At 40.3% G+C, this 21,513-nt stretch carries 21 protein-coding genes; 12 read left to right on the top strand and 9 right to left on the bottom strand.

All coding sequences use genetic code 11. The features are described 5' to 3' along the window. The first annotated feature begins 397 nt into the window (after nt 1-397). From F0249_RS01230 to F0249_RS01220, 3 genes are all read left to right on the top strand, one after another. Nucleotides 398-1,765, top strand: coding sequence for a carbohydrate porin (locus tag F0249_RS01230; RefSeq protein ID WP_171755573.1), 1,368 nt, complete (start codon nt 398-400; stop codon nt 1,763-1,765). A 77-nt stretch (nt 1,766-1,842) separates the two neighbouring features. Continuing rightward, complete coding sequence (locus F0249_RS01225; protein WP_171755572.1) at nt 1,843-2,694, top strand: MalM family protein; 852 nt, start codon at nt 1,843-1,845, stop codon at nt 2,692-2,694. A 76-nt stretch (nt 2,695-2,770) separates the two neighbouring features. Next, nucleotides 2,771-3,271 (top strand): glycosidase, encoded by a 501-nt coding sequence (locus tag F0249_RS01220; protein WP_171755571.1) that lies wholly within the window; start codon nt 2,771-2,773, stop codon nt 3,269-3,271. A gap of 140 nt (nt 3,272-3,411) precedes the next feature. Here F0249_RS01220 and F0249_RS01215 read toward each other — a convergent pair whose 3' ends face one another. Beyond that, nucleotides 3,412-6,186 carry an amylo-alpha-1,6-glucosidase gene (locus F0249_RS01215; RefSeq protein ID WP_171755570.1) on the bottom strand — a complete coding sequence of 925 codons (2,775 nt, stop codon included), beginning with the start codon at nt 6,184-6,186 and terminating at the stop codon, nt 3,412-3,414. A gap of 360 nt (nt 6,187-6,546) precedes the next feature. On the opposite strand from F0249_RS01215, the gene F0249_RS01210 reads away from it, so the two are divergent. The 4 genes from F0249_RS01210 (at nt 6,547) to lpxL (ending at nt 9,797) form a co-directional block, all read left to right on the top strand. Beyond that, nucleotides 6,547-6,852: a hypothetical protein gene (locus tag F0249_RS01210; protein ID WP_171755569.1), complete on the top strand. Its 306-nt coding sequence runs from the start codon at nt 6,547-6,549 to the stop codon at nt 6,850-6,852. Between the two features lie 657 nt (nt 6,853-7,509). Continuing rightward, the gene (locus F0249_RS01205) at nt 7,510-7,893 is read left to right on the top strand and encodes a hypothetical protein (RefSeq protein ID WP_141707842.1); all 384 of its coding nucleotides are present in this window, start codon (nt 7,510-7,512) and stop codon (nt 7,891-7,893) included. Between the two features lie 371 nt (nt 7,894-8,264). Further along, entirely contained in the window at nt 8,265-8,702 is a 438-nt protein-coding gene (locus F0249_RS01200; RefSeq protein WP_017052397.1) for a TetR/AcrR family transcriptional regulator, read from the top strand. Nucleotides 8,703-8,861: 159 nt separating this feature from the next. Further along, entirely contained in the window at nt 8,862-9,797 is a 936-nt protein-coding gene (gene lpxL, locus F0249_RS01195) for an LpxL/LpxP family Kdo(2)-lipid IV(A) lauroyl/palmitoleoyl acyltransferase (protein WP_171755668.1), read from the top strand. 86 nt (nt 9,798-9,883) lie between these two features. Here the strand turns inward: lpxL and F0249_RS01190 are convergent, their stop codons facing one another. Both F0249_RS01190 and F0249_RS01185 read right to left on the bottom strand, forming a co-directional pair. Next, nucleotides 9,884-10,654 (bottom strand): ferredoxin--NADP reductase, encoded by a 771-nt coding sequence (locus F0249_RS01190; RefSeq protein ID WP_171755568.1) that lies wholly within the window; start codon nt 10,652-10,654, stop codon nt 9,884-9,886. 308 nt (nt 10,655-10,962) lie between these two features. Further along, on the bottom strand, nt 10,963-11,853 hold the full coding sequence (locus tag F0249_RS01185; protein WP_171755567.1) for a LysR family transcriptional regulator: 891 nt from the start codon (nt 11,851-11,853) through the stop codon (nt 10,963-10,965). Between the two features lie 151 nt (nt 11,854-12,004). On the opposite strand from F0249_RS01185, the gene F0249_RS01180 reads away from it, so the two are divergent. Continuing rightward, nucleotides 12,005-12,388, top strand: a complete 384-nt coding sequence (locus tag F0249_RS01180; RefSeq protein WP_017052401.1) for a DUF413 domain-containing protein — start codon at nt 12,005-12,007, stop codon at nt 12,386-12,388. A 90-nt stretch (nt 12,389-12,478) separates the two neighbouring features. On the opposite strand, the gene F0249_RS01175 is transcribed toward F0249_RS01180, so the two are convergent. The 3 genes from F0249_RS01175 to F0249_RS01165 form a co-directional block, all read right to left on the bottom strand. Further along, entirely contained in the window at nt 12,479-12,904 is a 426-nt protein-coding gene (locus tag F0249_RS01175; protein ID WP_171755566.1) for a RimK/LysX family protein, read from the bottom strand. Nucleotides 12,905-12,951: 47 nt separating this feature from the next. Further along, nucleotides 12,952-13,857, bottom strand: a complete 906-nt coding sequence (gene rimK, locus F0249_RS01170) for a 30S ribosomal protein S6--L-glutamate ligase (RefSeq protein WP_017052403.1) — start codon at nt 13,855-13,857, stop codon at nt 12,952-12,954. 350 nt (nt 13,858-14,207) lie between these two features. After that, nucleotides 14,208-15,407 carry an MFS transporter gene (locus tag F0249_RS01165; RefSeq protein WP_171755565.1) on the bottom strand — a complete coding sequence of 400 codons (1,200 nt, stop codon included), beginning with the start codon at nt 15,405-15,407 and terminating at the stop codon, nt 14,208-14,210. An 83-nt stretch (nt 15,408-15,490) separates the two neighbouring features. On the opposite strand from F0249_RS01165, the gene soxR reads away from it, so the two are divergent. Then, on the top strand, nt 15,491-15,934 hold the full coding sequence (soxR, locus tag F0249_RS01160; protein WP_113798586.1) for a redox-sensitive transcriptional activator SoxR: 444 nt from the start codon (nt 15,491-15,493) through the stop codon (nt 15,932-15,934). Between the two features lie 56 nt (nt 15,935-15,990). Here the strand turns inward: soxR and F0249_RS01155 are convergent, their stop codons facing one another. Further along, entirely contained in the window at nt 15,991-16,380 is a 390-nt protein-coding gene (locus F0249_RS01155) for a VOC family protein (protein WP_171755564.1), read from the bottom strand. Between the two features lie 301 nt (nt 16,381-16,681). On the opposite strand from F0249_RS01155, the gene F0249_RS01150 reads away from it, so the two are divergent. Continuing rightward, a complete protein-coding gene (locus F0249_RS01150; protein ID WP_171755563.1) occupies nt 16,682-18,532 on the top strand; it encodes an SgrR family transcriptional regulator in 1,851 nt (616 codons plus the stop codon). Between the two features lie 26 nt (nt 18,533-18,558). Here the strand turns inward: F0249_RS01150 and F0249_RS01145 are convergent, their stop codons facing one another. Beyond that, on the bottom strand, nt 18,559-18,852 hold the full coding sequence (locus F0249_RS01145) for a helix-turn-helix transcriptional regulator (protein WP_113798580.1): 294 nt from the start codon (nt 18,850-18,852) through the stop codon (nt 18,559-18,561). Between the two features lie 117 nt (nt 18,853-18,969). On the opposite strand from F0249_RS01145, the gene F0249_RS01140 reads away from it, so the two are divergent. Further along, nucleotides 18,970-19,896, top strand: coding sequence for a permease (locus tag F0249_RS01140; RefSeq protein ID WP_171755562.1), 927 nt, complete (start codon nt 18,970-18,972; stop codon nt 19,894-19,896). Nucleotides 19,897-20,090: 194 nt separating this feature from the next. Next, nucleotides 20,091-20,615 (top strand): DUF3087 domain-containing protein, encoded by a 525-nt coding sequence (locus tag F0249_RS01135; RefSeq protein WP_171755561.1) that lies wholly within the window; start codon nt 20,091-20,093, stop codon nt 20,613-20,615. Nucleotides 20,616-20,802: 187 nt separating this feature from the next. Here F0249_RS01135 and F0249_RS01130 read toward each other — a convergent pair whose 3' ends face one another. Further along, the gene (locus F0249_RS01130; protein WP_171755560.1) at nt 20,803-21,486 is read right to left on the bottom strand and encodes an HAD family phosphatase; all 684 of its coding nucleotides are present in this window, start codon (nt 21,484-21,486) and stop codon (nt 20,803-20,805) included. Nucleotides 21,487-21,513: the final 27 nt, after the last annotated feature.

Here is a 21,513-nt window from a genome sequence, read left to right as displayed (position 1 = left end):
ACAAGGTCAAGCACCTTATTTAGATAAATGTTTATGTAATTAAATTACATTTTTATTAATGGGTTTAACAAAACTATGACTTAGTTATCGTTTTGTCAGGGTATCCGATATAAATCGATCGCCTCCTCCCCCCTGTTTGTGTGATCAAAGCTAAATAAACGTCATTCTGTAATTTATCTCATCCCTAATCATCCCCCTTAAATTTAATTAAGGTGGAGGAAGTCAGCCTTCTCATCCTTGCCTATTATGGACCTCGTTGAAACAACCGGGGACTTGTTCCCATCTTACCTCTTTTTTCGATGCGACCTGTTTACTGCCTTTACAGGATGCATCGCAAAAAGAACCAAAAAATTATAAGTCGTCCATAAATTATAAATCATCCTTGATGGAGTTAAGAATGAATAAAGTAAGTTTAATTGCTGCTGCAGTGGCTACAACATTAGCTGCGGGCTCTGCATTCGCTGCAGAAACAGATTTTCATGGATACATGCGTGCAGGCTTCGGTGCTAATGCTGATGGTGGTTCTCAGTTTTGTTATGGTAATGGTGGTCCAACGACCTTCGGCCATGCAGTAGGTCGCTTAGGTGATGAGTGTGATACGTATGCTGAGCTATCTGTAAATGTAAATAAAGTTTGGGAAAGTGCAGAAGGTGATGCATTTAACCTTCATACGTTAGTTGCATACGGTACTTATGAAGATGGTGGCCTAGATAACCGCGGTAACTCTTTCCAAAGTATTGGGACAGATCCTGATAGCCCTTGGAATGGTCAACGAGCATCATTCCGTGAAGCTTGGGCTGATTACTCTATGTCTAATGGTATGAAACTATGGGCTGGTAATCGTTTTTATGGTCGTAAAGATATTCATATTCTAGATATGTACTATCTGAATAACTCCGGCAACGGTGTTGGTATTGAAAATATCGAAGTTGGTCCTGGTAATTTCCATGCAGCAGTCATTCAGCATAAATGGAAAGCTCCACTTTTAACAAAAGATGATCCTTCAACACCTGAAGATGAGACACAAGCTTTAGAGGGTACTCAAGTTTACTCTACAGCAAATACAGTAGATCTTCGATACACAGGCCTACAAACAAATGATAAAGGCAGCATGGAATTCATTCTATTAGCTGCAAAGCCTTCTCACACTGATGCTCAAGAAAAAGCAGTTGATGCTGGTGTTGGTAACGCTGGAGATTACGGTTTAGATAAAACTGGTATCTCGTTTACAGCGGAACATACGCAAGGCCATAGCATGGGCTTCAACAAAGCGGTAATCCAGTATAATACTGAAGGTTATGCATGGTCTGGTTTTGTTGGTAACCACCTAGGTGATTCATACAATATGGAGAAAGGTCAAGAAGGTCGTAAATCAATGCGTCTTATTGACTGGGGTGTTATTGAAGGTGATAAATGGGATCTAGGTTACTCTGTTGTTTACGCACAGCTTTTTGATAAAGGTGTAGGCGCAGCAAGTGGTGCTGATGATGCTACGGCATTGAGTGTTGTAGTGCGTCCTTCATATAAATGGTCAGAATCAATGAGCACAGTTGTAGAGCTTGGTTATTTCCAACAAGACTTTGGATCTGACTGGGGTGCTGAAAAAGAAGACTTAAACAAAGTTACTTTGGCGCAGCAATGGCAAGCTGGTTCTAGCTTCTGGGCTCGTCCTGCAATTCGTGTATTTGCAAGCATGTACAATGGTGACCAAGCCGTTGACAAAAATGACATGATGGTTGGTGCTCAAGTTGAAGCTTGGTGGTAAAAAGAAAGCCTCAAATTAAGTAAGAAATCAAATAGCCAGCACTTGCTGGCTATTTGTGTAAATAAATAGGTTACTTTATGAATAAAAAAACATGGTTTGCACTCTTAGGGCTACTCTTTGTATCGGGTTGTTCTTCAACGCAACATATGCCAAATAACGTTGGTAGCAAAGACGTTCAAGTTATTTCAAATGTAAAAGATGTCCAATGGAATCATGTGGACATTCCAAGTTCATTTTTATTTACATTCTCAACAGAAACTCAATATTTATCCAATGATAAATTTGAGACTCCTATTTCAGGCTTTTCATTTGATAACCATGGAGTCCCAATCACTCTTGAAATTAACTCCCCGATAGCTCAACTTTCTGTATTTACACCAAGTGTCGTTGTTTATGATCAGAATATGCAGATAATTAAGCAATATTCATCAAATGCTTTTGATTATGATAAAAATGATTTTGTAAAGGGAGCGATGTTTTCTGGGGAAGTCGAACTTAATTTACCTTTGTCTGTATCTAAAGCGTTTGTAATGATCTACACCACTCAAGACGATTTAAGAGAAACAACGACTATTCTGCATCCAGCAAAAGCTATGGCAATTTCTAAGCGTAATGACCCTCCTGCAATAGAGGACCCTATAGCAAGTCATAGTAAATATGGGACTGTATCAGTTGTGTTGAAAACTCGTTCTGGTTTTAGTTTATTTAGTGAGTCCAAATCACCTTCAGCCCCAATTATTCCTGAGTCGAATAAAATAAAAAATGCAGCTGAAGTTCAACCAGAAACAGAAACTTATTATTACGATGCCATTAAGAAAGCAGTGGCAAATGATGATCTACCTAAAGCACTTAGTTTACTTGATGAAGCTAAAGCACTGAATGTAGAAAATGTTCAGCAAGTTTTTATTAAAGCTATTAATGAAAAATAATCACTACTTACGTTTGAATATTTATTCAAAATGAGATGATACATAACCAACAAATACAAATTAAAAGGAATTGACATTGAATATTTTTAAGTTATCACTTGCCGCCACGTTACTTATATCAGTTGTAGGATGCCAGTCTACCGCTGAAGAAGAGTTACAACCTGTCGTAAATCTATCTGCCGAAGATGGATCGAAGTTTATGTCTTCTTGTATGAATGTGGATAGTTTAGATAAGGGACCTGTGAACAAACCACTATTTGTTGTTGGTACGTTCAAGGACTCAAACTGGAAGCACGTACCAAAGCGTAAGTACTCTTATAAAGGACATAATATTTATCAAGCAGTTGTAGATGAAAAAGCAGGTAAATATACGATGCAGTATGCTACGGAATTGTGGTTCCCACAATTTACGGCTAAAGGTAAGAAAATGAATGTTGATGAGTTTACCATTCTCACCTTTGGTGGTTACGGTGCAGATACAGCCGTTAATATTCCTGAAGATGGTCAATATGTATGGAGTTTAGAGCTTGGTGGGAAAGGGGAGCCTCGCCATGTTATGGTGTCTAAATGTAAATAACATAGATTTTATTTGAAGGCTTTTCAAGGACAACATAATTCATTTTTAGCCATCTTTGCATAAATTAAAACGCAGCGAATTACCGCTGCGTTTTTTATTGAGAAGTATTATATCGAACAGTATGACATCGAGAATCTACTCTAGTCTGTTGCTACTTGGTGGGCTTGATTCTCAATTTTGTCTTTTAGGTAGTTAGGTTGAGACATTGATGTCGGTTCTATTTCCCAATTCGGTTGAGTGAACTTAAGGTTAGCCACTGAATCAGAATGAATTGATGCCTCTATCTTTGTTTCTAGGTTATTGATATCCGATTTGAGCCCGCCCGTTTGAGCATTAAACTCAATCTTGATCGTTCCAACTAATTCACCACTCACCGTTACTCTACTGCCTGGTTGAGACTCTAATATCAGCTTCAGAGCCATTGACTCTTTCTGTGTTGATTGGAATGTGAAATGTTGAATATCACCACAACGATTAAAGCTTAGACTTAAGTTGTTACCATAACCAAATGGGAGTGTGGCAGTGAATTCACGCCATGCTGTAGGCAGTTTTGGGTGCAAAACAAGTTGGTTGTTTAACAGGTTCGGTTTAAAGCCAAGATAATCTTGTTGTGCATTTCGAGCATATTCAGAGACAGACCAAGCTTGAGCAAAAGTCCCACTTTCGACTAGATCTGCGTCGTTTTTTTGCCAAGCGTCTAAGTTTTCACTCATTGTTCCAATATGACCTTGGTCGGTTATTTGTTGGCCGAGATTTTTACTCAGTTGGTATGCTAAGTTTTCACCACCAAACATGGCTAGGCTAGATACAGTAAAGCCAGCATTCCAGCCCCAAATTGTCCCATTATGGTAGGCGCTGTCCTTATGGTATTGGTTCTGTTTATCGTGATATGGGTGAAACAGCTCATCACTTTGGCTCAGAGAGCAAATGCCCCAAGGAAAGAGAAGTTCAGAAACTGCATTCGATACAACATTCGATCCAATTTCAGGGCTTAGTAGTGGCTCTTGTAGCGGAACGGTTAGCGTCATGAGCTGGTTTGGGCGAATGCTATAATCAGCTTGGCCGTCGGCTTCAATTCGATCCGCCAGTATTTGGGTTTCTTTATTCCAGAATAGGGACTCAAAATTACTTCGAACTTGTTGGAGTAGGGAAGCCCAATGCGTTTTAGCGGCTACATCCTGATTGAGTTCGGCAAGTACAATGGCCGACTGTAGACTCGCATACCATAAGGCTTGGATATCATTAGCGCGATTTCCACGCGCCGACCAAGGAATTTGACCGTCGATTTTTGCATCCATCCATGTGTCTGGATCTCGATGCGTCATTAATCCATTTTCATCTAAGTAACGTTTTTCGATGCCTTCAACAAAACGTTTTACAACAGGGTAGATCTCTTGAGCAAAGGTTAAATCACCGCTGTAGTTTAGATATTCCATAACCTCACGGATCATCCACGGAGTACCATCTGTGGTGTTATAAATCATATTGGTAAGGCTGGTCACTCGGTTGGGGACTCGGCCATAATTTATCGAATTTTCATCTGTCATTTGCATTGAAGCAAAATTGGTGATGATCTCCTTCGCTTCCGAGAATTGGCCGTTAATTAGGCTCGTTCCAGAAAGCGCAATGAAAGTATCTCTTCCCCAGCAATCTTTAAACCAAGGTAACCCTGCCCAAATGCCAGCCCCAAATTCATGGTTAACAAAGGTACGACTGGCTAGTCGTGCCCACATTACTGCACGGTTATACTCAATATCATTGGTCCAGAGATAATTTTTACATAAGAAGTGATAAATCGAGTATCGGTTTAAATTGACCAAGTCTGAATCGATCGCTTGTTCTGCTAAATGAATGGCAGCAGATTTTGATTCAGCAAAGCAGAGGTATACGTCGAACTGTGTTTCGTTGTTCAAACTGTGGATGAAGAGTTTAACGTTGTCACCGGACAGATGAAGAGTCGAGTCGAGCTCTGGGTGATCGCTGAAACTTACTTCATTGAATGTACATGGTTTATTGGCTGTTATTGCAATGTGTTGAGGAGCGCCGTCTGGACAAAGGCTTGTTGGCAAAGAGTAAACGATGCCATGCTTAAACGTGGAGATCTCAGATTGGTTGAATGCAATATTGAGTTCTGGAACGATGGACAAGGCTTTTGGTTGATGAGTTTGTACCGAAAGGCAGGCTGTACGTTGTCCTGAGATAAGCGTGAACCTATCTGCCGAGGACTCGTAACGGTGCTCAAGCCCGTATGCCTGTAACCTAGCGTCAAGTGCTTTTGTTTTATCGTTAATCCTACCGTCAATAAAGCTCGCAAATGTGCCTAAATACCAGCCTTGGGAGTGGCGATATTTTCCTGCATTGGCAAAAGTATGCGTTTTACCTTCGTAATAACCATCTTGGTTGTCCCCAAATACAAACGGAAAGGGGGACGATTTGCTAATTTCTATTTGAGCAAAAAGTTGATCACTAGCTAAACAGTTGTGAACTGGAGCTGGTGGTTGTCGAGGTAAATAGTGAACGGCGTCTACCTGATAAGTAAGGTGATCACGCAATGCTGTTGGTTCAATATTCTCTTTGCTTGCGCTTACTGCTACGGTAGCGTGCTGCCCTGTGAAAGTGACAACGACATCAAAACGCCCTGTTTGTTGTGGTTTGAAATGAAGGTCGTTACCAATTCCTTGAGTGTTTACGAGCGGTATTTCTTTATTCACAACCAGTAATGTTGTATCGATAGGGTGGCCGGAAAAAGTCCATAATGCTGTGCCATCTTGATCTGTGATCTTAAATGCGTGTGTATCCGATGAGAGGCAAATTGTGGTACTGAACTGCCCAGTAGCGGTTTCAGATAGCGGTGAATCGAGTCCCCAGCCATTAAAAGTGCCCTTAATATACAGGGTAGGCAATGTTGTTATCATATTAATAATCCTCAAGTTATTGGTGAAGAGTATCGAAACCTTGATGGAATAAGAAATAGCTAAAACCGTTGTTGATATTGGAATTATTGATATCAAATTAGTGTTAGATGTCGATTATGAAATATCGGTATATTCAAGTTGTGAAGTTATTATTATTCAATAACTTAGATATGTGGTCTTTGTTGCGGAAGATTTTGATCGCTCACTCTGCGTGATGGATGATTTGTAAATACGTGATGCTCATCAGAAAGTTTTTCCGTCTTATTTCTCATCTTTATAGAAGATAAGCCCCTCTAATTCGACATTAAATTCACATGGTTTTTAATACAATCAAAGTTCGATTCAACCGAGGAGAGCTCTATGCAAGTTAGTGGAAATTATTACAACTTTGCCTCTGTTGGGGGTGCTTTCAAAAGTAATAACTCAAATCAATATGCAATTGGAAATCAAGTCAAAATAAACTCTGCTGCAAACTATATTGATCAAGCCATCAGTGCTAACGCAAAAAATATTGAAACTAAGGTAGAAAATCAGTACAGCGGTAAAGTTATTTCAGTTAAAGATACTGAATCAGGCGTTGTATTAAAGCGAATAAAGGCCAGTGATGTGCTTTCAACAATGAATCAAAACACTTTCAAAGGTAATTTTCTTAACCAACGAGTGTAGAGCAAGTAATGTAACTCGCATATGGTTTGGTCCTACATATCATCATCTGTTTTCTCCCCGTTTATCACAAACTGTTAATCTGATAAAAATAGAAACCGTACGGTAAAATCCAACCAGAAAAGGAAGCTTTCCTTTATTGTTGTTCTTGTCGGAAGCGATGGTTTTTATACTTTTTTGTTTTTGTAAAAAATTATTTGGAATAAAAAAAAACGATAAAAACAGATCCAAAATTAACACCAAACGCTTTTTTCTTAACAGTATGTTAATGGTTTATTTTTGTGTTTTTGAATTTATATTCAGTATGCTTCTATTTAATTTACCTCAGGAGCGGGTTTTTACTAGGCTGTTGTAAGGTTTATTGAATAAAAATCCCTCTTTATAAAATGCGAATATCAAGTGCAAATTAAATAAATTAACTATTTACTCTTAGTTGTAACATTTATATATCTAAGTTAAATGATATACTGTAAAGTCATGATAAAGGGTGTTGTACTTTAATGGTTTAGTTTTTGTTGGTACCATATTGCTACTGTTGAAAAGCAAGTGGCGCTAGGATGCGATGTAATTTACCTATGTATAGGGTTACAGGATAGTTTTTACATTTAACTGAAGCATAAGTATGTAGTGATACTTTTTAATCAAGGCGCAATGATGAATATGAATACTAAAAATTACATTTTGGTTGAAAAACAGCCAGTTTTAACTGAAGACTATGTTCGCTGGGCTATATGGTTTGAAGAGAGTGTTCGCAAAGGCACTAGGCATGTTGAAGTTAAAGAAATTCCAGCACGTAAGCCCTTTAAAAAAGGCAGCGCTAAGATGATACGTAAAATTAACCACTTTAGAGCTCAACCAATACTTGTCAGCACTATTTTTCTTGGGCGTGATTGCTCAGATAGTGGTGCGGCCCCGGCATTATTTGAAACGAACGTACATGGTGGTCGATTCGATCGATCTCAAGAGAATTATGCGTCTTGGGAGCTAGCCGAAAAAGGTCACTATAATATCGTTGAGAGGATCACAAAGAGTATGGTTGTATAGTAAGCAACACTGACTGACGTAACGCTATACTTGCAGTAGAAAGCAGAGTCGTAATTGAGACTATTTTTGTACATTTTTTCATTGGCTTGATGACAAAGTGTGCTGCTTGCAAATGGAAGCCGCTTCATGCTTGTTCGATTGGATATTTTATAACTCATATCTTCCAATATGAGTTTAGTTGTCGCTTAATGGACCGTTCTATTATTGCGTCTATTCGAGTCGGTATTATTTGATTCTGTAAGCTAGATGTACGTTTACTTTCGAATCGGATAAGGTTATTCATCACAAAATAGAAGTAAATATCTTTTAATTCATATGATTGCATCATGGGATAAAATTCGGGTAGTATTGAGCTAATTAAGGAGTTCAACATGCCACGAGTCAGTCAAGCGGAAGCGAAATTAACTAGACAGAGAATCATCAACGCCTCTTTGAAAATCGTCGTTGAAGACGGTATTGCAGAGTTATCATTTGCTAACATAGCCAAGAAAGCTAAAATCAGCCGATCAGGAATAAATGCTCACTTTAAACGTAAAGAAAACATTTATGAGGAGCTAAGACCTATTTTAAAGGGGATGATCTTAGAGCCATTAGATATATCATCACCTGAAATGTTTTTAGATTCTTGGATTAAGGTTATTGATGAAGATCAGGCATATAGAAAAATGCTAGTGAACTCTGATCGTGTAATGGGTGGGCAACGAGCCGCTTCTGATCTCCTCACTATTATTGAGGGTGATCGTACCGCAGTGAGAGATGCTGTTTATTATGCTCTGGGCTATGCTTTAGTTAATTACCCCTCTAATTAGTCAATAATGAAGATATTGAAGTCATTTTTAACCATAGATATCTATGTGTTGGAAGTGGCTTTTTTTATATCAGGCATTTGGTTCAATTCTGTTATGGAGTAATATGGCTCTACTGTTATTGTGTGCGTTATACGAATAATAAGGAAACACTTGTCTATTATGAAATCTTATTCAGCCCCTAAATTCACCATCAAACTGTTATCTCCAAAATATTGGGGAGTTTGGCTTGGGTTTGGTTTATTGGCATTTACCGTTACCGTTTTACCTTATCGCTTATTAAAACGGTTGGGATTTTACATTGGCTCACTGACTCAAAAATTTGCACAGAAAAGAGTGTCGATTGCAGAGAAGAACCTCTCTTTAGCTTTTCCTGATATGCAGAAAGATCAGCAGAAAAAGATATTAGAAAGTAATATTAACAATTCTGGTTTAGCGATCATTGAAACGGGTATGGCCTGGTTTTGGCCGGACTGGCGAGTAAGAAATCACGTTAAGTTAGTGAACACAGAACAGATGAAACAGCTTGAATCTGAAAAGCGAGGTGTTTTGGTTGTTTGTGTCCATGCCTTGAATTTAGAGATGACAGCCCGCGCATTCAGCTTGTTTGCTCCTGGCTACGGAGTGTATCGACCTCATAATAATCCAGCTTATGATTTCATTCAGTTTTGGGGGCGTACACGCTTCGGGCACCAAATGGTGGATCGTAAAGATGTAAAAGGGATGATGAAAATTCTCCGCAAAGGTGGGCGACTTTGGTATCTTCCTGACCATGATTATGGATTTAAAAATTCTGTTTTCGTTCCGTTTTTTGCAGTAGAACAGGCGAGTACGACGATGGGCACAGGTGTTTTAGTCGATGCAACGAAATGCGCTGTTGTGACAGCTTCTAGCTTCAGAACGGATGAGTTGTATACCCTAGATATTGATGAAGATATTAGTCAGCTATTCCCAAGGCGAGATACTACAGGAGCCGCTGTTGTTATGAACAAGGCGGTAGAAAAAGTGATCATGAAAGGTGTGGATCAGTGGATGTGGATGCATCGGCGCTATAAGACCATGCCCGACAATAAAAACAACGGTTCACGCTACCGTTAGATGAAATGGGAGTGCCAATGTGCACTCCTTTTTTTATTATTGGCACTATTTAACTTATCTAAAGCTCGCTTACCTATTTACTGTCGCTACCAATAATTTTCACTACTGAATTGTCCCGATTTTTTACGTAAATGTTTGGTTAATCCAAGTTCTTTTAGGGCGTCGCTTGTGTCTCGAACCATTGCTGGATTTCCACAAAGATAGAAGAAACTGTGTCTTTTACTGATGGGCAGTTGCGTAGCGCGTTCGAGCTCGCCTCTAAGTAGCAACGCTGGGATTCTTCCCCGTAAACTTCCGGAGACATGTTCTCTAGAAATAATTGGCACATATTGTAGTTTTCCCTTTAGTCGAGAGGTGAGTTGAGAAATGCGCTGTGAATAAGTAAGGTCATTTTCTGTTCTAACGGCATGAACCAAAATTAAATGGTCAAATCGATCTTCTAGTCCTTGGGTCTCCAACATAGCTAAGAAAGGACCAATTGCTGTGCCTGTTGAAAGAAGCCATAAATCTTTTGCTGTCGCTGGTATTTCATCTAGTGTCATAAAGCCACTGGGATCCTTTCCTACATATACCTCATCACCAATACTTAATTTGTGTAACTTCGGCGAGAGCTGGCCATCGGCGTCTTTTATGATAAGGAACTCCAAATTTTGATGACCTGCTTTATGCTCAGGGTGATTGACCATTGAATAAGCGCGACGTATCAATTCGTCACCATTTAACACAGCCAGTTTAGTAAATTGACCAGCAAGGTAGGGTGAAACTGGAGCTTGAACATGTAAACTAAACAGTTGATTGTTCCACTCAACTCTATTCATCACCTTTCCTAATACTAAACCGTGTGGAATGTCTGTCATATTGTGTTCCTTATGAAAGTTAACCAATACCAACCACTATTTTTAGTGTCTATATAAAGATAGCACTTTTCATGCCATACGCGAGAATGCTTATCAATTGAGGTTTTTTGATAATTACCGGATGGACTTTGTCATAATGACACTCTTTGGTTGAGTCATTATGACTGCTTTAAGTTATTTAGAACGAGGGGCAGGAAAGAGTAGGCTGGAAACGTTGATAGGGTAGATGCGACGAGTGCCTTTTCTCTCTTCACTGTCTCGGTATTTATCACTTAACAGTGAAGAGGCTTAAAAGGTGCAATGACAGATTAATTGATGGTCAGTTCACCTGCTTGCTGTAAAACATAGGCATTGGATGGGTCGATTTGAGTGACGAGTTTTTCAACTTCGCAAATCGCGTCTATGGAGCCACTGTTTTTACGATAGCTTAAATAGAGTGGTCGCTTCCATTGCTCAACACCAGAGACACGGTATAGCTGCTCAGATTCAATAAAAGGCTCAACCATAGAGGCTGGCAGGTAAGCACTTCCTCTTTTTTCTAAGATAAAATCTAGTGCGATACGTCCGGTGGATGTTCTTAAGTAGGCGGGCGGAAAAGTTGGATGGCGCTCAGCGTGCTCAGATGAGAAACGAGATCCCCAGTCAACATAAACATACTTACCTTGCATCACTTCTTCTAAACTAGAGTGATCGGTTGAAACTAAAACAAGATCTAAATCCGCGACTTTATGGCAATGAAATTCATCCGCTTTGAGTGGGTCAAATCCGAAAGCCATATCCAGAGTTCGCTCAAGAAGGTTCCGATTTAGTTGCTCTCTGCTTAACACTTCCGCCATGAATCCGTAACCTTCGAATGAGTCGGTCACAATGCTAAGGCAGTTCTGCAGGTAAGCGTCCCAAATATTTGGGGTGCCACCCAGTGTTAGTTGTAGAACCTTGCTGCTTTCAAGTGAGAGTTCAAATTTAGCTTGTTGTAAGGTTGACACCATCACTTCCGCATACCCAATCAAACGTTCGCCTGAACTCGTTAGTTTGATGTTATTCCTATCGCGGGTGAACAGTTTAGTATCGAAATAGCTTTCCAATTGTTTTATTCGAGCACTAACAGCAGCTTGTGTTATGTATAAATTTTCGGCTGTGCGTCCAAAGTGTTTAATTTTAGCAAGCTCTAAAAAAGTTCTAAAAACTTTAACATCCATGGAAAATCCTCATGTGCGTTTGCTAAAGAGTAGCAAGGAATTATTGTGGTTACGATTAAAACGTTTTGTTTTTATTTTTAATTGTTTAGCGGTAATTTTACTCAAGATTTATTCCACTAATGTTCTTACTTAAAGAGTGCTTGAGGCTGACATGTCAGAAATTATTTTTCGTAATGGCAAAAAACGTTTTTATGATAATGTAAAATTTCCCCGTGGCTTTGCAAAGTCCGGAGAATTCACCTTGGTTGAAGAAGATATCCTCATTACTTACGGCGACACAATGCTAGGGTTAGAACTTGGTGAAATAACCCCTGAAAATGCTGAAGAAAAACACTTTATCAAGGTACTCTCTCATCCTGGGAAAGCAAAAACCAAGCTTGAGAGAGTATGGTTAAAGTACATTCAATTGGCTCGTGGCCGTAAACGATTCTTCACATTGAACAGTACAAAGAAATTTGCAAATGCAGTTAGCATGGATACTGTCAATGACGATGATTATGAGCCTGATGATACGTTGTTAGTGTCTGGGTCATAAGATTACGATAATTAGGCTTAGACAGAAATCTAAGCCTATAAAAGTCGAGATAAGCGAAGCTTGAGATAAGATTTCGTTTGTTGAAGTTACTTAACTACCGAGCATAAACTCTTGGCTCGGATCAACCAAAATCTTGTCTGCCATGCCTTGCCTACCAAGCAACATCATATAAGTCATCTCTTGTCTATTACTCAACGTTAACTCAATGGGCCAAATTTCGCTGCCTAACTGTAGTCTGGTCATGATCACACAACGATGTTCGACATCCCCATTTGATGACTTTATTTTTCGGCAAGCTTTGAGTGGCGCTTGGCATTTTACAATCTCTTCTAAATGGTAGATGTCTGGGTGTAACTCAAACTCTACAAACTTCTGACCGTCTTTTTTGAAGCACACCAAATTATCAACATGCAGTGACGATGTTTTTGCGCCTGTATCGGTTCTCACTTGAAGGTGATTGACCCCAAAATCCGGTAAGCTACATACTTCCACATTGCCAATAATAAGTTTTTTCATCTTTTTTCCGTTGCTGTTCTTTTTAAAATCGTTGCTAGAAATTGGCATTAGCCTTTTCCACGAGTACGAGTTGCATTTGGTTTCGCGTTTTTTTCAATGAACTCAAAAATCATATTTGCGACATCTTTGTTGGTTGATTTTTCAATGCCTTCTAAGCCTGGAGAAGAGTTCACTTCCATAACCACAGGCCCATTTTTAGATTGTAAAATATCAACGCCACATAGGTTTAGTCCCATCGCTTTTGCTGCATTAATCGCGGTTGCACGCTCTTCTTTGCTCAATTTAACCAAATGAGCGGTACCACCACGATGTAAATTAGAACGGAACTCGCCTTCGCCCGCTTGACGCTTCATTGCTGCAATCACTTTATTGCCAACCACAAAGCAGCGAATATCTGCACCGCCAGCTTCTGCAATAAATTCTTGAACCAAGATGTTTGCCTTCATGCCCATAAAAGCTTCAATGACGCTTTCTGCTGCTTTGTTGGTTTCCGCCAACACCACACCAATCCCTTGTGTACCTTCAAGAAGCTTGATCACCAGTGGTGCGCCACCAACGTTTTTGATCAAATCTTGGATCTTGTCAGGGCGACTTGCAAAACCAGTGCGTGGCAGACCAATACCTTTACGGGAAAGCAGCTGCAATGAACGTAATTTGTCACGAGAACGGCTGATCGCAACCGATTCGTTCACACAGAATGTGCCCATCATTTCAAACTGACGCACAACCGCCGTGCCGTAGAACGTAATCGATGACCCAATACGTGGAATAACAGCATCGTATTTCGGCAACACTTCCCCCATGTAACGGATGTTCGGGTTACTACTCGTGATATCCATATAGCAATGTAGTGTGTCGATGATATCTACTTGGTGACCACGAGCCTCACCCGCTTCTTTAAGACGGCGAGTTGAGTATAAATTTTCGTTACGAGAAAGAATTGCAATACGCATTTTTTTTTCCTAGGTAGTTGCGAAATTAACGGCAATGCCAGAAAGGCTCACCGAGTTATTGCGAAAATTAGCCACTATGACAGTGGCTGAATATTGTGAAACATCATCGTAGGAGATGATTTAGGCGCAACTTAGGGCAGATCAAATGGAAAGAGAAACGAATAGTTTTTGTGGTATCGACAAGAATATTTTATTGATAGTGAAGAGCATTGAAAAAGCTGGCTTCAATCATATTGGTCGAAGGTTAGTAACGCTATTCGTTGAAATTTTTTCGTTGAAATTTAAACGCAGCAACAGAAAACGGCCTGATATATTGCTGCGTTTGATGACACTTTTCTCGATTTGATGGGCTAGTGAGAGAGCGCGAGTTTTCGATTTTTATCCAGTTTGCCTCCTAACTTGAGCATGCCTAAGCTAGCGAAAAACATAATGAAACCCACAATAGTAAAGCCCAAGCCAATGTTGTCTGTATGGGCTAGAAATGCAATCAAGACGTAACTCAGACTCTGTGCAAGAGTGGAAAACATCGCAAGCCCACCATCAATGCGGCCTCTTTGTGCCATTGGAACCACATGGTGCATCCAATTGGTACGGGCGATTCGATTCAGCGCATTAAACAGACCAAAGAAAGCGGTGAAGATCACTATATATAAGGGCTGTGTCACTAAGCTCATCGCTAATAGGGTGAGGGAAAGCACGAACACTGAATACTGCATAATAGATTGTTGCGAGTATAGGGCGAGAATTTTGGAAATAACCAGCCCTGTCATTAATGAGCCTAAACCAAACGCGACATTGTACATCGCAAACCAATCTCCAGAGACCCCCAATCGTGCGAACCAGATGGGAACTAACTTGCTGAGAAAAGTCAGTACTGGGTATGAGAGGCAAGATATGAGAATGAAGCCATAAAATATGGGTTGCTCAGTAAGAAGGACTTTGCTCTCTTTGATTTGGCCTAAAAAGGAACGTTTGGTGGAAGGGCTAACTTGGCGGTGGTATGGCGTGATGAGATAGCTTAACGCGGCGAGGGAAGAGGCGACAGCCGCAAATAGAGCAAATTCAACCATACCCCATAGCTCTAAAAGAAGAATACCTAAAGCGCCAGCGCCAAGAGTGGTCCCTTGCATAACAATTTCTTGATACCCCGAGATTTTTGCATATTGATCCTTGGTATAGTTTTCTTGAGTGAATGCATTATTGGATGCCCAAGCGACGTTGCTGGATAGCCAAAAAATTATCTGTGATAAGGTGAGCAACCCATTGGACTCGATACCTAACCAATAGATGATACAAACGATAGCGGCAGTAAGCGCTTGAATGATTTGAACGAGTATTAGAATGCTTTTCCGAGAGTGTTTGTCGATAAGGACTGAAAAAAGGGGGGTTAAGCAAAAGGATAAGCCAGTACAAAAAAGGGCGATTAGCGCGACAAACGTGCCCATATCTGGCTGTTGTAGCATGATCCAAGGTAGAGCCATCATAAATAAGCCCGAACTAATACCATCGAAGAATCGGCCAGATAAATAGGTAATTGTTTTATTTTCCATCAAATATTCCATGTGATTGAGTCCATTGGCTGCTACTCTAAAACCTCAAGTTAACTTTAGGTCAACGACTTTTTGAGGTTTATATGGACATGAGAATTGGAGAAGTTGCTAAGCGGGCTGGGGTCAGTGTGCCTACATTGCATTTTTATGAAGAGAAGGGGTTAATCTATAGTTCTCGGAATCAATCCAACCAACGCCGTTATGATCGCCAGATATTGAGAAGGATCGCCGTAATAAAAGCCGCTCAAAATGTGGGGCTGACGCTTCAAGAAATATCAGAAGCGTTAGGGCATCTACCTAAACATAAAGCGCCAAAGCGAGAAGAGTGGGAGCAACTTGCTAAAACGTGGCATCAAGCATTGGAAGAGAAGATCGCACATTTAAAAAACCTTCAGACCCAGCTTGGAAGTTGCATTCAATGTGGTTGCTTGTCATTAGAAAAGTGTGCGCTTTATAACCCTGAAGATTCTCGCGGTATTAAAAAACCGGGGGCCAAGCTGGTACTCCCTCAAAGCATAGAATCATGATGGATTGAGGCGAAGGTAATTGATTATCCTCCCCCTCATTGATGCAAACAAAAAGGCTAAGCGGTTAACTCTAGTCGGTTGCCTTCTGGGTCAAGCACCACACTTTCATAGTAACCGTCTCCTGTTCTTCGTGGCCCATCAAGCACTTCATATCCATCATCAATAAACGCTTGTGTCATAGCATCAACTTTCGCTTCACTGCCGACACTAAAAGCAATATGGGTGAGGCCGATAAATTGTTGGTACACATCTATCTCTAAAGTAGGGATGGAATCAATCTTCATTAATTCGATTCTTGCTCCACTATCGAAATGAATAAAATACGAACTGAAGCCCTTTTTCGTATTGGTGTATTTATCATTTGAATTTGCATTGAAGTAAGTTAGGTAGAAATCTCTCATTCGCTCAAGATCTTGTGTCCAAATCGCTATGTGTTCAATGTTCATAATGTTGCTCCGTACTTAGGGTTATGTATCACCATAAGGGGCAGTAATAACAGCGATCTAACAGGATGATTCGGGGGTGAGGAGCATATCGAGTTAAATCGCTGTTATTACTAGCCCTTAGGCTGTATTTGTTGGTGTTAGTATGCTGTTCAAATAGGAAGTAAAAAAGAGATGGTGTTTAATTTATTTGTTCCTTATATTAGGTTTTATATCTGGTTTAAGTTATAAAACCGTTGGGTAAGGTATGTTTTATCTATATCTCAGTTAAATAGGGAAGTTATTTTCCTTAGGGGTTCATGAAATGTCTGATTTAAATTTACTAAGATACTATTCACGCTTAGCGGATTTGGGGGTAGAGCAGGAACTTAAGATCCCACTTAGCGAAGTGGCGGAAAGCTTTATTACCAGCCCAAGACATGCGCGGACGTTACTTGGTCAAATGCAAGATTGTGGATGGTTAACTTGGTTACCGAAAGCGGGACGAAACCAAAGATCGACACTATTACTTAATTTAAGCGTTGATCGTTTGAAAGCCACATTGGCAACAGAGCGAATTCATTCTGGGCAATACGAAAAAGCGTTGTCGATACTGGATCATGACCAATCGAAGTTTAGGCAGCTACTGCATAGTACTTCTGGAGCATCCATCCGTGAGGGGCGCTTACACATACAGTTGACATATAAACGCCAATTTGAACGGTTGGTGCCCCACCTTTTACACCGAAATAGTGAACGTTTTCTGCTTCGCCAGCTCTATAGCGGGTTGGTGAGTTGCGACTTTCTTGGAAAGGTGAACCCTGAGTTGGCTCATCATTGGGAATATGATCCTAAGCAACTGACATGGACCTTTTATTTAAGACCAAGTTTAACGTTTCATAATGATCAACCGATTGATGCCAATACGGTTGTTACCTTGTTCGCCAGATTGACACAACAGCATGAATATCAAGCAGAATTGCAGCATGTTATCGACATTACCGCCCCTCAGCCGCATTGTGTTGTTTTTCAGCTCTCTCAACCTGATTTTGGTTTTGCTGGGCTTTTAGCGGACGTGAAATATTCAATTCAGCCACCAAGCCAGTTATTTGAGTCGTCGATAGAAAAAGTGGTAGGGAGTGGTCCTTTTGAGGTTGTCGAGCATAGTGAAGAGAAGATCACGCTTAAAGCTTTTGAGCGATTTTACGGTTGCCGAGCATTGACTGATCAGGTGACGATTTGGCATTTGGATGAAAAATTAGCGGGATTAAACTTAACGGACTCAAACTTAGACAAAAACGCTCTAAATACAGAAGCTTTGGGGGAAAGTGTCGCTCAGTCATCGGGCTCTTGTGAACATTATGTTTCTCAAACAGAAGATATACAACAGGCGAGTCCCACATTAGATAATGCTCAAGGGATCGCCACTATGTCTAATGAGCAAAAAGAGGGGGAAGCAGATAACCAGCAGAGTCGAGTAGAAGATGGTTGCTTGTATCTGCTATTTAATCAAGCGACCTCTGGAGCTCTCTCATTAGAGCAGCAACGATATCTGTCCACGTTACTTCATCCTGAAAAACTATGGGAAGAATTGAACCAAGCATCGCATCAATTTGGTGCTGAAATCGCACAAAATCTGTTACCTGAATGGAGCCATATTCGCCGGCCTGATTCGATGCCGACAGCATTACCGCATTCATTATCGATAGCGGTTTATCAACATACGGCTCTTGAATACAGTGCCGATGCCATTGTTGCCATCTTAAATAAAATCGGGGTTAACGTAGTCGTCAATATATACTCTTATCGAGAACTTTCCCAAAAGGCGATAGATAAAAAGTTAGTTGAAGAGATGGTTTTGACCAATATTAATCTCGATGATAATCGTCACTCTTCAGCTTATATTGGCCTATTAAGTAATACGGTGTTGCATTATTGTCTTGGTCACCACCATAGCCAATGGCTGGTGGAAGAGCTTTCACGCCTTCGAGCGGATACACCTTTAGAAGAGTACCTTGAACAGTTAGAGTCAATCTCCACATCTATTATTTCTGAGTATGTCCTATTACCGATGTTCCATCACCGACAGACCTTAAGGTTTAAAGGCGTACTGAAGAATGTGGCCCTGACGAACTGGGGCTGGCCAGCTATCCGTGATGTTTGGTCGGTAGACTAGCTTGCGAGTGCTAATGATGAAGAGTATTAACACTCTTCATCAATGCAACATTCATCCTGTAGGAAGGCAATGACTGATTGTAGTTGCTCAAATTCAGCGACGCAGTATAGGGTTCTTCCTTCACGTCTTTGAGAGATCAATCCGGCAGAAGCTAGGCTTGAGATATGGTGAGACAAAGTCGATCCCGGGATATCTAAAGATTCCTGCAAACTTCCAACCGCAATTCCTTGATACCCAGCGCGAACCATACTTTTGTAGATGCTTAACCGTGTTGGGTGGCCAAGTTCTTTCAATGCTTTAGCGATTATCTCAATGCTCATATGAGTGCTTCTTATAGTTGGTATTGAATTTATATTTCGATATTACTAGAAATAACTTGATCACGCTACTTTATTAGATTACATTTCGATTATTCCAGAAATGTAGAGATTTAAATTATGTTTGATTCAACTTACTTCACGACCGAAATGCTCATGGAAACGCTTAATATGTTTGCGTTTCTTGCGGTAGAACTCACGGTACTGTTTTTAGCGATCAGTTATATCGTTGGTGTACTGCAGGAGTACATTCCACCAGAAAAAATCCAAAGTATTTTGAGTGGTAAAAAAGGTAAAGGCTATATTGTTGCAGGGTTTTTAGGTGCGATTACCCCATTTTGCTCTTGCTCTACCATTCCGTTCCTTAAAGGATTATTAAGAGCGAAAGCCGGGTTTGGTACGATGATGGTCTTTCTGTTTGCCAGCCCACTCCTTAACCCGATCATTATTGGCTTATTTGCCGTCACCTTCGGAATTAAAGTGACGGTATTCTATTTTACTATTGCTATGGGGGTATCTGTTGTTGCGGGTTATGGTTTAGAAAAATTGGGCTTTGAAAAATACGTTAAAGAAGAAGCTTACATTACGCCGGAATCAAAAGGTTGTGGCTCAAGCTGTGGCAGCAAAAAAGTCCCTGCAAGCAAATGGGTAAGAATATGGAACACAACGTGGTCTGATTTTAAAAAGGTTTTGCCTTATCTAATTGGTGGTATTGCATTAGGTTCGATGATCTACGGATTCATGCCTACGGAGTTTGTGGCTCGCATCGCTAACGATGGTAACCCATTTGCGATTCCAGTTGCCGCTGTGATTGGTATTCCTCTGTATATCCGTGCAGAAGCGGTGATTCCACTGAGTGCGGCATTAGCGGCCAAAGGCATGGGATTAGGAGCTGTAATGGCATTAATTATTGGTAGCGCAGGAGCCAGTTTGACGGAAGTGATTTTGCTGAAATCAATCTTTAAAAACCCGATGATCATAGCTTTCTTAACGGTGATTTTAAGTATGGCGATAGGTGCAGGATTCTTGTATAGCTATTTGTTCTAGTCGTTCAAATGGATTGATACCGTTAATAGAAGCAGTATTGAGATGGTACTGCTTTTTTATTAATTGTATTTGAGATCGCGAAATTTTGAACTCGATTGTAAATTCACCCCCTAACTCTCTGAAACCTGCGTAAAATGGGTGACTGCATACGGATGTGAACGCATTTCGATTATAAATAGAGAGTACGAAAAAGTATGAAAATAGTAGATATCGATAAAGTGACCTATCGTAAACGTTCCAATCTGGTCATCATTTCATTTGTCGCGTGTCTTGCGATTCTAGCCTTGGTATTCGGTGCGATTTTAATTCAACTATTTGGGTCTGGACCAGTCAATTCATCTGAGTCGACAGGGAATTTTCACCTGAATTTAATGGGGGTAATTTTATCAGCGGTGGTCTCGGCTTCAATAATGAACCACTTCAAAACACACCCGTTTTTGACCGAAATATTTTATGTCTGGCAATTGAAGCAGATACATAACAAAATTTATCGCAAAGTGCGTAAGATTAAGCCTGCGGCGGAAGAACAGAACGTGACCGCATTGATCATTCTTAATTTTTATTATACCACTCAGAAACAGGTTTTTTGGTTGGATAACAATACGTTGACGATGTCGACAGTGCAAAAGCAGCTAGATGAAATCCAAGATAAAATAAAGATGTGGAACCTTGATATCTCGTTGGAAGATTTTGATTTGAAGTTGTTAGAACAGTTTTAGATTTGAATGTAAAAGAGCTAGCGAAGTGCTGGCTCTTGTTTAGGAGCATCGAGGCTGATCGGAGGTTGTCTCTCTTAAACCACCGCATAGAGAGGTGATAATTGTTCTTTGACGTTATACCCACAAATAATAGGAAGCAAATAGAGGGGTTTAAAAATCGTTTTATCGTTTATTAATAACCGTTTTTTCAATTCTCGCAAATTAATACTGAATCTGAATCTGAATCTGAATCTATGATGCCAATGGCAGATTCGAGATCCCTCAGAATATAGTGGATATGCGGCTCTATATCCGGCCTTGGACCTAGAAGATCGGGTACCATTGCGGTAATGCACCCGGCCTTTAGACCCGCAACTACACCATTATTAGAATCTTCAAGCACTAAGCAATTGCCTGGCGCAATGCCGATCTTCTGAATGGCTTTTAAATAACAATCAGGACTTGGTTTTCCTTGAGCAACACTGTCTGCGGTGATGATGGCATCAAATTGCCCCAAATAATGAGTACCAGCAAAATGGAGTTCAACTTCTGATCGCGGAGATGAAGTGACTAAGGCGCATTTCAGACTTTTGCTTTTTAATGTGGAAAATAGGGCATGGAACCCGAACTTGTATTTGACCCCTCCACTGTCTCGTATGGAGTTATAATAGACATCACGAGTTTTTCGGTGCATATCCAAATCTATTTTGTCTGAGACATGCAGAGTCAGTAACCGCTCACAATCTTTATCTTGAACGCCAATAAATGCGTAATACAGTTCGTCACTTAACTCGAAACCTTGAAGGTGGGTTGCGTATTGCCAACTCTCTTTATAGATCCATTCAGTATCAAAAATCAGTCCATCCATATCAAAAAGTAGTGCTTTGATCATGGTTTATCTCCAATCAATAATGTATTT

This window comes from Vibrio sp. 03-59-1 (assembly GCF_013114135.1).
GTDB classification, from domain to species: Bacteria; Pseudomonadota; Gammaproteobacteria; order Enterobacterales; family Vibrionaceae; genus Vibrio; species Vibrio cortegadensis.
Note: the sequence above shows the minus strand (reverse complement) of the source record. Positions and strands in the feature narration are given on the sequence as shown.